We start from the raw sequence: 13,144 nt of genomic DNA, 5'->3' as shown, positions 1-13,144 counted from the left end.
CGAATGGTAAAATTCGCGGATGAAAAAACTTGTTATCTTGATTTCCGGTCGCGGCAGCAACATGGAGGCCATCGTCAGCGCGTGCGCGCGGGACGGTTGGCCGGCCGAGATTGCCGCCGTGATCGCCAATCGGCCCGATGCGGGCGGCCTGGCGTTCGCCGCGTCGCACGGTATCGCGACCGCGGTGGTCGACCACCGCCGGTTCGACGGCCGGGACAGCTTCGATGCGGCCCTCGCGGCCGAGATTGACCGGTTCAGCCCCGATCTCGTCGTGCTCGCGGGCTTCATGCGAATCCTGACCCCGGCCTTCGTCAAGCGATATGAGGGCCGGATGCTCAATATCCATCCTTCGCTGCTGCCTAGCTTCAAGGGCATCCATACGCACCAGCAGGCGCTCGATGCGGGTGTCGCGCTGCATGGCGCGACCGTGCATTTCGTGATTCCGGAGCTGGATAGCGGCGCGATCGTCGCGCAGGCGGCGGTGCCGGTGCGCGCGGGCGACGATGCGGCGGCGCTGGCCGGCCGCGTGCTGGCGGTCGAGCACGAACTGTATCCGCGCACGGTGCGCTGGTTCGTGGACGGGCGACTGAGGCTCGAAGGCGGACGGGCGGTGGTCGCGCCGGACGAAGCGCGCGGATTTTTCGCGGATGACATGAATACGACAACGACGGGTGAGGGTGTATGAAGCTGCACGGCTTTCTGATTGGACAAACCGAGGCGCTGCTCGCCGAGGTCCTGAAATTCGCCGGCCCGGCCGACGCGACGACGAGCCGCTTCTTCCGCGCGCATCCGAAGCTGGGCCACGCCGAGCGCGGCGTGATCGCCGAAGCGGTATTCGCGGTGCTGCGCCGGAAGATGGAGTACGGGCACCTGGCCGAGAGCGGCACCGGCAGCCCGGCCCGACGCCTGACGCTGCTTGGCCTGATGCAGACGGCCGGCCGGTCGGCGCTCAAGCCGTACACGTCGGACAGCGAATGGGCGTGGCTCGATCACGTCGCGAAGATCGACCCGGCGAGCCTGCCGCTGCGGGTGCGCACCAATCTGCCCGACTGGATCCACCAGGCGCTCGCGCAGCGCTTCGACGCCGACGAACTGGCGCAGCTGGCTGCCGCGGTCAACTATGCGGCGCCCCTCGACTTGCGGGCGAACACGCTGAAGGCGACGCGCGAGCAGGTGATCGACGGCCTGAGGGCGGCCGGTATCGATGCCGGCGCGACGCCGTTCGCGCCGACCGGCGTGCGGGTGACCGGCAAGCCCGCGCTGACGAAGCTCAAGCTGTTCGAAGAAGGAATGATCGAGGTGCAGGACGAAGGCAGCCAGCTGCTGTGTTCGCTCGTCGCGCCGCGGCGCGGCGAGATGGTGGTCGATTTTTGCGCGGGCGCGGGCGGCAAGACGCTCGCGCTCGGCGCGATGATGCGCTCGACGGGGCGGCTGTATGCGTTCGACATCTCCGAGAAGCGGCTCGCGAAGCTGAAGCCGCGCCTCGCGCGCAGCGGCCTGTCCAACGTGAATCCGGTCCTGATCGACAGCGAGCACGATGCGAAGATCAAGCGGCTCGCGGGCAAGATCGACCGCGTGCTGGTCGACGCGCCGTGCAGCGGCCTCGGCACGCTGCGCCGCAATCCCGATCTGAAATGGCGCCAGTCGAGCGAGTCGATCACGGAGCTGGCGCCGAAGCAGGCATCGATCCTGGCCAGCGCCGCGCGCCTCGTGAAGAAGGGCGGGCGCCTCGTGTACGCGACCTGCAGCGTGCTGGATGCGGAAAACGAAGCGATCGTCACGCAGTTCCTCGCCGATCACCCCGAGTTCGTGCTCGTGCCGGCGGGGCAGGTGCTGGCCGACCAGCGCATCGAGCTGGACATGGGCGACTACCTGTCGCTCTGGCCGCACCGCCACGCGACCGACGGCTTTTTCGCGGCGGTCCTCGAGCGGCGCGCGCAATAAGCGGCGGCCCGGCGCATGGTTCCGAACCGTTTGCTGTCCCATCGGCTCGAAAGCGTCATCCGCGACTTCGGCCAGCCGGTGATGCTCTGGCAGGCCCTCGCGCTGGTGGGCGCGCTGGGCGTCGCGTGGTTCGCGGCGCGTTATCTGCGCGGGCGGCTCGATGCGCGCCGGCGCGCGGCCGGCCGCTCGCCGGGCGCCGGCGCGCAAAGCCTGAATCGCGCGCTGTTCCCGCTGATGGGCGGGATCGCCGCATGGCTGGTCCAGCTCGCCCTCGACGACGTCATCTCGACCTCGCTGCTGCAGCTCGCGCTCGTGCCGCTGTTCGGCATCGGCCTCATCTACATCCTGTTCTTCGTCGCGCGGCGGGTATTCGCGCGCGACGGGCATACCCATGCGTGGCTGTCGGTCGTCGAGAAGGTTGCGTCGATCATCGTGTGGGCGGGCATGGTGCTGACGGTGCTCGGCATTCAGCGCGACGTGCTGAACTGGCTCGACAGCGTGCAGTTCCGCGTCGCGAATGCGCACCTGACGCTGCTCTCGCTGGTGTCCGGCATGCTGTGGGTGTGCGTGACGCTGATCGTGGCGATGTGGCTCGGCTCCGTCATGGAAGAGCGCCTGATGCGCGCGCAGACGCTCGACGCGAACCTGAAGGTCGTGCTGTCGCGGATCGGTCGCGCGCTGCTGATCGTCGCGGCGGTCCTGATCGGCCTGTCGCTCGTCGGCATCGACGTGACGGTGCTCGGGGTGTTCGGGGGCGCGCTCGGCGTGGGGCTCGGCTTCGGGCTGCAGAAGATCGCCAGCAACTACGTGTCGGGTTTCATCATCCTGCTCGACCGGTCGCTCCGGCTCGGCGACGCGATCAACGTCGGCGGCCTGCAGGGGGTGGTGACGCAGATCCGCACGCGCTACACGGTCGTGCGCGGTCTCGACGGCAACGAGACGCTGATCCCGAACGAGAAGCTGATCACCGACGTCGTGCAGAACCAGTCGTCCTACCTGACGCGCGGGTACGCGAAGGTGGCGGTGCAGGTCGCGTACACGACCGATGTCGAGTATGCGATGACGCTGCTGGCCGACGCGGCGAAAGGCGTCGACCGGGTGCTCGCCGAACCGGCACCGACGCCGTACCTGGCGAGCTTCGGCGCGGACGGCGTCGATCTCGAACTCGGCTTCTGGATCGCCGACGCGGCGAAGGGGACGGCGGGCGTGCGCTCGTCGGTCAACCGCAACATCTGGCGGCTTTTTGCCGCACACGGGATTTCGATCCCGTTTCCGCAGCGCGAAGTGCGCGTGGTCGGCCTGCCGGAAGGCTTTGCCCCGTCCGGCAAGGCGCCCGGAGACATCGCCGGGCCGGGAATCCGGCAAAACTGACCTGCGCAACGGGACGAAATGACGGTTCCAGTCCGGGAGCGGACTGGAACCGTATTGCGTTGCGGCAAAAAATGTTCATTTTTTACAAAGACTTGGAACAGATGCAGTAAAATTTCGTCCTGATAAGCGATATGCTTTCATTTTCTTGACGCGGGCGGTTCGTCCCGGCGTCGCAACTTTCACAGGTAACTGCCTTGTTGAATTCCCTGCTCGATTTCCTGGCTAACGGGCTGCTGCGCTTCTCGTGGTGGCAGATCGTGCTGTTTACGCTGGTCGTGACGCACATCACCATCATCGGCGTCACCGTTTATCTGCATCGCTGCCAGGCGCACCGTGCGCTCGACCTGCATCCGGTCGCCAGCCACTTCTTCCGCTTCTGGCTGTGGACTACCACGGGCATGCTGACCGGCCAGTGGGCGGCGATCCATCGCAAGCATCACGCGAAGTGCGAGACCGAGGAAGATCCGCACAGCCCGCAAACGCGCGGCATCTGGAAGGTGCTGCTCGAAGGGGCGGAACTGTACCGCGCGGAAGCGAAGAACGAAGAGACGATGCGCAAGTTCAGCCACGGCACGCCGAACGACTGGATCGAACGCAATCTGTATTCGAAGTACCCGATCCTCGGCATCAGCCTGATGATGGTGATCGACGTCGCGCTGTTCGGGCTCGTCGGCCTGACCGTCTGGGCGGTGCAGATGGTGTGGATCCCGTTCTGGGCGGCGGGTGTCGTCAACGGTCTCGCGCACTTCTGGGGCTATCGCAACTTCAACGCGGCCGATGCGAGCACCAACATTTTCCCCTGGGGTATCGTGATCGGCGGCGAAGAACTGCACAACAATCACCATACGTTCGCGACGTCGGCCAAGCTGTCGAACAAGTGGTATGAGTTCGACATCGGCTGGATGTACATCCGTATCATGTCGGCGTTCCGGCTCGCGAAGGTGAAGAAGATCGCGCCGACGCCGCGCCTCGCCGCGCGCAAGGCGGTGCTGGACCAGGAAACGCTGCAAGCCGTGCTGTCGAACCGCTATGAAGTGATGGCGCGTTACGGCAAGGCCGTGAAGCGCGCGTATCGCCAGGAGCTCGCGCATCTGAAGGAACTGGGCGCTCGCGAGAAGTATCAGCTGATGCACGGCGCGCGCAAGTGGTTCCACAAGGACGAGGCGGGCCTTGACGAGCCGCAGAAGCGTCTGCTGCCGGAAATCTTCGCGAACAGCCAGAAGCTGCACACCTACTTCCAGCTGCGCAAGGATCTGGCCGCGATCTGGGATCGTTCGAACGCGTCGCGCGAACAGCTGCTCGCTCAATTGCAGGATTGGTGTCACCGCGCCGAACAAAGCGGCATCAAGGCTTTGCAGGAATTCGCGACGCGCCTGCGGCGCTACGCCTGATCTGAAATCGATTAGAATTTCAGGACGTCACAAACCCCGCGTTGGCGGGGTTTTTTCATTTGGGCCGTCCGTTTCCCACAGGCGGGCGGCCGATCAGCAGGGCTGAGGAGATCACAATGCAATCGGCGATCAAACCCGTCGAATACGACCGGCCGCTCTCGGCGGGGGCGGTGTGCGGCGTCGGACAGGCGTGGGCGAAGGTGCCCGATACGCCGTCCGCCGCACAGCGCGATGCGCTGAAAGCGCGTGTCAAGGCGCTGCTCAAGCGCGAAAAGGCGGTGCTGGTCGCGCACTATTATGTCGACGGGGATCTGCAGGAGCTGGCCGACGAGACGGGCGGCTGCGTGGCGGATTCGCTCGAGATGGCGCGTTTCGGCCGCGATCACGACGCGCAGACGCTGATCGTCGCCGGTGTGCGCTTCATGGGCGAGACAGCGAAGATCCTGAGCCCCGGCAAGCGGATTCTGATGCCCGATCTCGATGCGACGTGCTCGCTGGATCTCGGTTGCCCGGTCGATGAGTTTTCCGCGTTCTGCGATGCGCATCCCGATCGCACGGTGGTCGTCTACGCGAATACCAGCGCAGCCGTGAAGGCGCGCGCCGACTGGATGGTCACGTCGTCGATCGGCCTTGAGATCATTGCCGATCTGCATGCGCGCGGCGAAAGGATCATCTGGGCGCCGGACCGCCATCTCGGCGGCTATATCCAGAAGAAAACCGGCGCGGACATGCTGATGTGGCAAGGGTCGTGCCTCGTCCATGACGAATTCAAGGGCATCGAACTCGAACTGCTGCGCGCCGAGCACCCGCATGCCAAGGTGCTCGTGCATCCGGAGTCGCCGGAGAACGTGGTTGCGCTCGCCGACGTGGTCGGTTCGACGACGCAACTGATCGATGCGGCGGTCAGGCTCGACGCGTCGCACTTCATCGTCGCCACCGATCTCGGCATCCTGCACAAGATGCGCCTCGCGGCGCCCGGCAAGACCTTCATCGAAGCGCCGACGGCCGGCAACAGCGCGACCTGCAAGAGCTGCGCGCATTGCCCGTGGATGGCGATGAACGGGCTGACGAATCTGGCCGACGTGCTGGAGCGCGGCCACAACGAGATCTTCGTCGATCCGGCGCTGGGCCAGCGGGCTCGCGTGCCGATCGACCGGATGCTGGATTTCGCCGCGCGCCACAAGCAGCGTGTTCAGGCGAGCGGCGATCTGCAGCGCGACGCGCAACTGTTTTCCAACGTGGGGGCGGCATGAAGGACGCGGTTTCTCCGCTGTACGCGGAAATCACGCAGCAGTACGGCGCGGCATTCGAGGCGGCGCTCGCGCGCAACGTGGCCGATGCGCTGGCGGAAGACGTCGGCAGCGGCGATCAGACCGGGCGCCTCGTGCCCGACGGCGCGGCGCGCACCGCGCGGATCATCGTGCGCGAGGACGCGGTGCTGTGCGGCGTGCCGTGGTTCGGTGCGGTGATGCGCGCGATCGATCCGGCGATCGACGTGCAATGGCAGTACCGCGAAGGCGACTGGATGGCGGCGGGTTCGACCGTCTGCGAACTGCGGGGCCCTGCGCGTTCGCTGCTGACGGGCGAACGCAACGGCCTCAATTTCCTGCAGCTGCTGTCGGGCGTCGCGAGCGCGACGCGTCGCTACATCGACAGGATATCGGGGACGCGCGCGCGCATCCTCGACACCCGCAAGACCTTGCCGGGCCTGCGGCTGGCGCAGAAGTACGCGGTGCGCGTGGGCGGCGGCGCGAACCAGCGTCTGGCGCTCTACGACGGCATCCTGATCAAGGAGAACCACATTGCCGCGGCGGGCGGCGTGGGCGAGGCGCTCGATGCGGCGTTCGCGTTGCGGGCCGGCGTACCGGTACAGGTCGAGGTCGAGACGCTCGGGCAACTCGATACGGCGCTCGCGCACGGTGCGGAATCGGTGCTGCTCGACAATTTCACGCTCGACATGATGCGCGATGCGGTGCGCGTCGCGGGCGGCAGGGCGGTGCTCGAAGTATCGGGTGGCGTCAATTTCGATTCGGTCCGCGCGATTGCGGAAACCGGGGTCGACCGGATCTCGATCGGCGCGCTGACGAAGGACGTGCGCGCGACGGACTTCTCGATGCGGATCGTCGATTAGGCCGAGCGATCGGGCCGGGAGCCCCCGACCCCATGAAAAAGCCGTTGGCGCGATGCGTGGCCAACGGCTTTTTTCTGTTGCGCAGCGCGCAGACGCCTGGACCGGCGTGATGCCGCTTACCCGTTCGGACCGCGCGGCGACAGTACGGTCGGCAGGGTCTTCGGCAGCGGCAACGGCCAGTCGCGGCTGAAGTGCAGCCCACGGCTCTCGCGCCGTGCCTGCGCGCCGTCAACGATCAGCGTGGCGACGTCGACCAGATTGCGCAGTTCAAGCAGATCGCGGCTCACCCGGAAATTCGCGTAGTACTCGTGGATCTCGTCGCGCAGCAGCGTGAGGCGGTGCCGTGCTCGTTCCAGGCGCTTGTCGGTGCGCACGATGCCGACGTAGTTCCACATCAGGCGGCGCAGTTCGTCCCAGTTGTGTGCGACGACGACTTCCTCGTCCGGATCGGAGACGCGACTTTCGTCCCACGCGGGCAGCGGTCCGTGCGCGGCCGACTCATAGCCCGCTTGCTCGATCGCCTCGGCCGCCGCGCGGCCGATCACCAGGCATTCGAGCAGCGAATTGCTGGCCAGGCGGTTCGCGCCGTGCAGACCGGTGTATGACGTTTCGCCCACCGCGTACAGGCCTGCCAGATCGGTGCGTCCGGCCAGATCCGTGACGACGCCGCCGCAGGTGTAGTGCGCGGCCGGCACGACCGGGATCGGCTGTTTCGCGATGTCGATGCCGAACTCGAGACAGCGCGCGTGGATCGTCGGGAAATGCTCGCGCAGGAACGCTTCCGGCTGGTGGCTGATGTCGAGGAACACGCAGTCGATCCCGCGCTTCTTGATTTCGAAGTCGATCGCCCGCGCGACGATGTCGCGTGGCGCAAGCTCCGCGCGCTCGTCGTGCGCGGGCATGAAGCGGGTGCCGTCGGGCAGTCTGAGGAGGCCGCCTTCGCCGCGCACTGCTTCGGAGATCAGGAACGACTTCGCGTACGGGTGGAACAGGCAGGTCGGATGGAACTGGATGAACTCCATGTTCGCGACGCGGCAGCCGGCCCGCCAGGCCATCGCGATGCCGTCGCCGGTCGCGGTGTCGGGGTTCGTCGTATACAGATAGACCTTGCCGGCGCCGCCTGTCGCAAGCACCGTATGCGGCGCTTCGATGGTAACGGTGCGGCCGCTTTGCACATCGAGCGCGTAGAGCCCGAGGCAGCGGTGGCCGGGCAGGCCGAGCCGGTCCGACGTGATCAGGTCGATCGCGTGATGGTCTTCGAAGAACGTGATGTTCGGATGGCGTCGCGCGCGTTCGCTCAGCGTCGCGAGCACAGCGTGGCCGGTCGCGTCGGCGGCGTGGATGATGCGGCGATGGCTGTGGCCGCCTTCGCGGGTCAGGTGAAAGCCGAGCTCGGCGGCGTCGTCCCGGGTGAACGGCACGCCCTGCGAGATCAGCCATTCGATTGCGCCTCGGCCGTGCTCGACGATGAAACGCGTGGCGGTTTCGTCGCAGAGGCCGGCCCCCGCGATCAGCGTATCGCGGACGTGGTTCTCCACGCTATCGGTCGAATCGAGCACCGCGGCGATACCGCCTTGCGCGTGATCGCTTGCCCCTTCCATGATCGATCGCTTCGCGATCAACGCGACCCGCCGCGTTTCGGCCAGGTTAAGCGCGACCGAGAGTCCTGCCAGGCCGCTGCCCACGATAGCCACATCGAAATCCATGCTGCATCTCCGTTTCCGCGCTTTTCGTCTTATCTTTCCCGCCGTGCGCTACCCATGAGCGGAAAGGGCAGAGCATACCGCGTCGGGCCGGACGGCGTGCGCTCGCCAAAACAAAAAGCCCCGCGATGGCGGGGCTTTTGTCGTGAAGCGCGTGGAAACCGGAGATTACTTGATCTTGGTTTCTTTGTACGCCACGTGCTTGCGGACGACGGGATCGAACTTCATGATCTCCATCTTTTCCGGCATGTTGCGCTTGTTCTTCGTGGTCGTATAGAAGTGACCCGTGCCAGCGGTCGACTCCAGCTTGATCTTGTCGCGTGCGCCTTTTGCCATGATTGAGCTCCTTAGGCTTAGGCTTCGCCGCGTGCGCGCAGATCTGCGAGCACGGAATCGATGCCGTTCTTATCGATCAGGCGCAGGCCGGCGTTCGAGACGCGCAGACGCACCCAGCGGTTTTCGCTCTCCACCCAGAACCGGCGGTTTTGCAGATTCGGCAGGAAGCGGCGCTTCGTTTTGTTGTTGGCGTGGGAAACGTTGTTGCCGCTCATCGGCGCTTTCCCAGTTACTTGGCATACGCGTGCCATGAGAGCACTCCTAATACGCTGAATTCGGGGTTCGACCGCCGGTGAAGGTTTCCTTGAACGACCACGTGATCCTTGGTCGCGCTCGAAATGCCCTTGATACGGATAACAAGGCCTTCGGTGGCTTCAGAACTGGTTGGAAAAAAGTCAGACGGCGATTCTAACAGAAAAACATCAGGAAAATCAAACCCAATTTCGGCATGCCGCCCGCTTGCGCGCTCGGTCCGGCCCGGGCCGCCTGGGGCGGGCTTCCGGGCCGCGCGCGCGACTACATCCAGCCGGCTTGCGCGAACGAAAAGGTTTCGTGCGCGCCCACCACGAAATGATCCAGCAGGCGGACGTCGACCAGCGCGAGCGCATCGTGCAGCACCCGGGTGAGCCGCCGGTCCTCGGCGCTGGGGCGTACCGCGCCGGAGGGGTGATTATGGGCGACGACCAGCGCGGCCGCGTTGAGCGACAGCGCGCGGCGCACGATTTCGCGCGGATAGACGGCCATCCGCGTCAGCGACCCGCGCGCGCTTTCCTCCGTCTGCACGAGCCGGTGCCGCGCGTCGAGGAACAGACAGACGAATACCTCGTGAGGCCGGGTGCCGATCAGCAGCCGCAAATAGTCCTCGACCGCGCCGGGCGAATCGATCAGCGGCAACTCCCGCGCCTTCTCGGCGAGCGCGCGACGCGCCAGTTCGATGACCGCGACGAGCATCGCCGTGCGTGCCGGCCCGATGCCGCGGAGCCCGCCGAAATCGCGGGGCGTGGCGTCGAGCAGTGCGCGCAGCGAGCCGAAACGGTCGAGGAGCGCGTGCGCGACGCAGAATACGTCGTGACCGGGCAGGCCGGTGCAGAGCAGCAGGGCGACCAATTCCGCATTGGACAGCGCCGCGGCGCCGCGCTCCAGCAGCCGCTCGCGCGGCAGGTCGCGGCCTCGCTCGGCGGCGGTTGCCGCCTCGAGGCGGGATGCCTGCGCGGTTTCGTCGCACGCGGGTGAACGGATCTGCATCGGACCTCTCTCCCATTTCTGCGCGGCCGCAACGCGAATGTCGCCCTGTACTCAGCCCCGATCGCTCAGGTGACTTACAATACGGGTTTTGCGCTGGGCCGCTTGGCCGTTTCAGGCGCTGATTGAACGAGTCACTCATGAGCCTCATCGATATTTCCGAAGTGAAGCCCGGTTCCCACGTCACGCTGCACTACCGGCTTGCACTGGCCGACGGCGCGGATATCGTCAGCACGTTTGCCGACAAGCCGGCTACGCTGCTGCTCGGCGCCGGGCAACTGGCGCCGTCGCTGGAAGACATTCTCATCGGGCTCAAGGCGGGCCACCATTCGACTTTTCAGCTAACGCCCGAGCAGGCATTCGGGCCGCGCAATCCGGACATGATTCAGCGCGTGTCGATGGCGACGCTGCGCGAGAACGGCATGGTCGGCGAAGAGTTCGCTCCGGGCGACCTGATCGAGTTCAACGCGCCGGACGGCGGCCGCTATGCGGGCGTGCTGAAGGAAATCGGCGAAACCTCCGCCCTCTTTGACTTCAACCATCCGCTCGCGGGGCAGGCGCTCGCGTTCGAAGTGAAAATCATCGGGATCCTGTAATCATGAGCTCCACGGATACGCTTTCCGGTCCGACCGTCGCGGCCGACGCCGAAATCCTGCTTGCGCAGCCGCGCGGGTTCTGCGCGGGCGTCGACCGTGCGATCGAGATCGTCGAGCGCGCGATCGCGATGCACGGCGCGCCGATCTACGTGCGCCACGAAATCGTCCACAACAAGTACGTGGTCGAGGATCTGAAGAAAAAAGGCGCGATTTTCGTCGAGGAACTCGAGGACGTGCCGGCCGGCAACACGGTGATTTTCAGCGCGCACGGCGTCTCGAAGGCGGTGCGCGACGAGGCGGACGTGCGGGGCCTGCGCATTTACGACGCCACCTGCCCGCTCGTCACGAAGGTGCATGTCGAGGTCGCGAAGATGCGCCAGGACGGCGTCGACATCGTGATGATCGGCCACAAGGGCCACCCGGAAGTGGAAGGCACGATGGGGCAGGTCGAGCGCGGCATGCACCTCGTCGAGAGTGTCGAGGATGTCGTCGCACTCGAGTTGCCCGATCCGGAGCGCGTCGCGCTCGTCACGCAGACCACGCTGTCGGTCGACGACGCGGCCGAGATCATCGGCGCACTGAAGCGGAAATTCCCCGCGATTCGCGAGCCGAAGAAGCAGGACATCTGCTATGCAACGCAGAATCGCCAGGATGCGGTCAAGTTCATGGCGCCGCAGTGCGACGTCGTGATCGTCGTCGGCAGCCCCAACAGCTCGAATTCGAGCCGCTTGCGCGAAGTCGCCGAGAAGCGCGGCGTCGCGGCCTACATGGTCGACGCGCCGGATCAGATCGACCCCGCCTGGGTGGCCGGCAAGCGCCGGATCGGCGTGACGGCGGGCGCATCCGCGCCGGAAGTGCTCGCGCAGGCCGTGATCGCCCGTTTGCGCGAACTCGGCGTGCGCAACGTGCGCGCGCTCGAGGGGATCGAAGAGAGCGTGTCGTTCCCGTTGCCGCGTGGTCTGAACTTGCCGCCCGCCGCCTAACTTCGCCTTTCATCTGCCTTTCCGTCGACAAAAGCGCGCCTTGGGCGCGCTTTTGTTTTGGGCGACAATTCTTACGAGAGCAACCCTGCAGCCTTTCAGTGGTGCAACTGGGTTGCTATTCAAGGCAAAACCAAGGACTCAAAAAAGGTTGCAATGCAGGAAAACCCTGTCGAATCAGGAATATTGGTCGTTCTATAAATAGAGTTACAATGCGCCCGTTTTCAGGCCCGGAGGCCATAAGACGTGGTTTTTGCAAGGCGCGGGAGACCTATTCGATGCATGTGAAGTTGGCTTACGCCGGGCCCGTTGCCGCTGTGGTTGCAATGCCTGCCGGTTGCCGCAATAGTGGGGCGGCATCGAAAGGATCGGCGGCCGCGAATGAGCGGATCCGCGGGGTGTCTGCCGCCGGCACAGGCCGAATCGGCCGGACGCGCGCGGCCGACTCGGGCAGGCGCGACGTGGGCGCAAATAATGCCCATGGCGCTCGGCCGGGTGCGGCGATCCATGCACAAATGCCGGTTTTCGTCGTCGGCCATCTCGCGCGTCGGCCGGACGATGCACGGCGGGCGGGCCGCCGCCGCGCCGCGGGAATCCCGACCGGCACGCAAGTTGCTACGCAATGGCAGGACAGCCGGGGGACGGCAGCGGTCGGACATCTGCATGCGGATGCGCCGGTCCCGGCGTCGGACACCGAAAGCGACTCGAACATCGTGCAAACCTCATCCTCGTCGATGCATCCCGATCATGCGGCACTGGCATCCGCGCGTGCGCGCGCGCTCGTCTGCACGCGACACGACATCGAATGCGCGCCCCGCGCCGGCCATGCCGGCCGCGCGGGCGCCGCGAGCAGCTTGCCCGCCATGCGGGCGGCGCTCGGCAACGGAGCACAAATCCTTGGCGGCGGCGGTGTGAAGCCCGCCAGGGTGGTCGAGCGCGCGGCATTCGCGCGGCGGAACCGGAGCCGGCCGGGCGGGGAATCCCCGTTGCCGGGCACGGCGAACGGCGCGGACGTCATGCGGTACGACGAAGCACGCCTGCCTACACCGGCGCAAGCAGTCGCGCCGTTCATGCGAGACGCTGTTTGCGTGAACGTCGACGCACGAAAGCGCGCCGCATCGGCCGGCGGGTTCGCCGGATTGTCCGGGATGCCGTCCACCGAACGCCAGCCGGCGCTCGGCGGACTCGCGGGCAATCCGGCGGACTCGCGGAACGATGGCGCGAAGACGCTCTACGACTTCAAGGAGGCAAGGAAAACCGTCCTCGATGTCGTGACGAAGTAGCGACGGGACTCGCGACGGCACCGGACCCAGTGTGGTGCCGTTTTTGTATCCGTTCCGGTAGCGCGCGCGGCGATACAGGCCGCGCGGCGTGCGCCGGGGCGACATTACCCTTACCGGTTTATTAGTACCCGCAGTGTCGTTGAGATGACGCGATGCCGCCGCTTGAT

General features: G+C 65.9%; 13 protein-coding genes. 9 read left to right on the top strand and 4 right to left on the bottom strand.

Features of this window, described 5'->3' with window-relative positions; translation table 11 throughout:
- Positions 1 to 19: 19 nt before the first annotated feature.
- The 6 genes from purN to nadC all read left to right on the top strand — a co-directional run bounded on the left by purN (position 20) and on the right by nadC (position 6,837).
- Positions 20 to 685, top strand: a complete 666-nt coding sequence (gene purN, locus RZR99_RS17520) for a phosphoribosylglycinamide formyltransferase (protein WP_323121025.1) — start codon at positions 20 to 22, stop codon at positions 683 to 685.
- Positions 682 to 1,944, top strand: coding sequence for an RsmB/NOP family class I SAM-dependent RNA methyltransferase (locus RZR99_RS17515; RefSeq protein WP_323121024.1), 1,263 nt, complete (start codon positions 682 to 684; stop codon positions 1,942 to 1,944). Before purN ends, RZR99_RS17515 begins: the two co-directional genes overlap by 4 nt.
- Before the next feature lie 15 nt (positions 1,945 to 1,959).
- Positions 1,960 to 3,315: a mechanosensitive ion channel family protein gene (locus RZR99_RS17510; RefSeq protein ID WP_323121023.1), complete on the top strand. Its 1,356-nt coding sequence runs from the start codon at positions 1,960 to 1,962 to the stop codon at positions 3,313 to 3,315.
- A gap of 194 nt (positions 3,316 to 3,509) precedes the next feature.
- Entirely contained in the window at positions 3,510 to 4,706 is a 1,197-nt protein-coding gene (locus RZR99_RS17505) for a DesA family fatty acid desaturase (RefSeq protein WP_323121022.1), read from the top strand.
- A 116-nt stretch (positions 4,707 to 4,822) separates the two neighbouring features.
- The gene (gene nadA / locus RZR99_RS17500) at positions 4,823 to 5,959 is read left to right on the top strand and encodes a quinolinate synthase NadA (RefSeq protein WP_323121021.1); all 1,137 of its coding nucleotides are present in this window, start codon (positions 4,823 to 4,825) and stop codon (positions 5,957 to 5,959) included.
- A complete protein-coding gene (gene nadC, locus RZR99_RS17495; protein WP_323121020.1) occupies positions 5,956 to 6,837 on the top strand; it encodes a carboxylating nicotinate-nucleotide diphosphorylase in 882 nt (293 codons plus the stop codon). The genes nadA and nadC overlap by 4 nt, the downstream gene beginning before the upstream one ends.
- A gap of 116 nt (positions 6,838 to 6,953) precedes the next feature.
- Here the strand turns inward: nadC and nadB are convergent, their stop codons facing one another.
- The 4 genes from nadB to radC form a co-directional block, all read right to left on the bottom strand.
- The gene (gene nadB, locus RZR99_RS17490) at positions 6,954 to 8,543 is read right to left on the bottom strand and encodes an L-aspartate oxidase (protein ID WP_323121019.1); all 1,590 of its coding nucleotides are present in this window, start codon (positions 8,541 to 8,543) and stop codon (positions 6,954 to 6,956) included.
- A 165-nt stretch (positions 8,544 to 8,708) separates the two neighbouring features.
- Positions 8,709 to 8,876: a 50S ribosomal protein L33 gene (gene rpmG, locus RZR99_RS17485; protein ID WP_007586229.1), complete on the bottom strand. Its 168-nt coding sequence runs from the start codon at positions 8,874 to 8,876 to the stop codon at positions 8,709 to 8,711.
- 17 nt (positions 8,877 to 8,893) lie between these two features.
- Entirely contained in the window at positions 8,894 to 9,127 is a 234-nt protein-coding gene (gene rpmB / locus RZR99_RS17480; protein WP_004186391.1) for a 50S ribosomal protein L28, read from the bottom strand.
- Positions 9,128 to 9,392: 265 nt separating this feature from the next.
- Entirely contained in the window at positions 9,393 to 10,121 is a 729-nt protein-coding gene (radC, locus tag RZR99_RS17475; protein ID WP_323121018.1) for a RadC family protein, read from the bottom strand.
- Between the two features lie 137 nt (positions 10,122 to 10,258).
- On the opposite strand from radC, the gene RZR99_RS17470 reads away from it, so the two are divergent.
- The 3 genes from RZR99_RS17470 (at position 10,259) to RZR99_RS17460 (ending at position 12,977) form a co-directional block, all read left to right on the top strand.
- Positions 10,259 to 10,714 carry an FKBP-type peptidyl-prolyl cis-trans isomerase gene (locus RZR99_RS17470; RefSeq protein WP_323121017.1) on the top strand — a complete coding sequence of 152 codons (456 nt, stop codon included), beginning with the start codon at positions 10,259 to 10,261 and terminating at the stop codon, positions 10,712 to 10,714.
- Between the two features lie 2 nt (positions 10,715 to 10,716).
- On the top strand, positions 10,717 to 11,697 hold the full coding sequence (gene ispH, locus RZR99_RS17465) for a 4-hydroxy-3-methylbut-2-enyl diphosphate reductase (RefSeq protein ID WP_323121016.1): 981 nt from the start codon (positions 10,717 to 10,719) through the stop codon (positions 11,695 to 11,697).
- A 209-nt stretch (positions 11,698 to 11,906) separates the two neighbouring features.
- The gene (locus tag RZR99_RS17460; protein ID WP_323121015.1) at positions 11,907 to 12,977 is read left to right on the top strand and encodes a hypothetical protein; all 1,071 of its coding nucleotides are present in this window, start codon (positions 11,907 to 11,909) and stop codon (positions 12,975 to 12,977) included.
- The last annotated feature ends 167 nt before the right edge of the window (positions 12,978 to 13,144 follow it).

Source organism: Burkholderia alba, from assembly GCF_034721475.1.
In the GTDB taxonomy this organism is placed as follows: Bacteria; Pseudomonadota; Gammaproteobacteria; order Burkholderiales; family Burkholderiaceae; genus Burkholderia; species Burkholderia alba.
The sequence above is the reverse complement of the archived record's forward strand: the minus strand, read 5'-3'. Positions and strand labels throughout refer to the sequence as shown.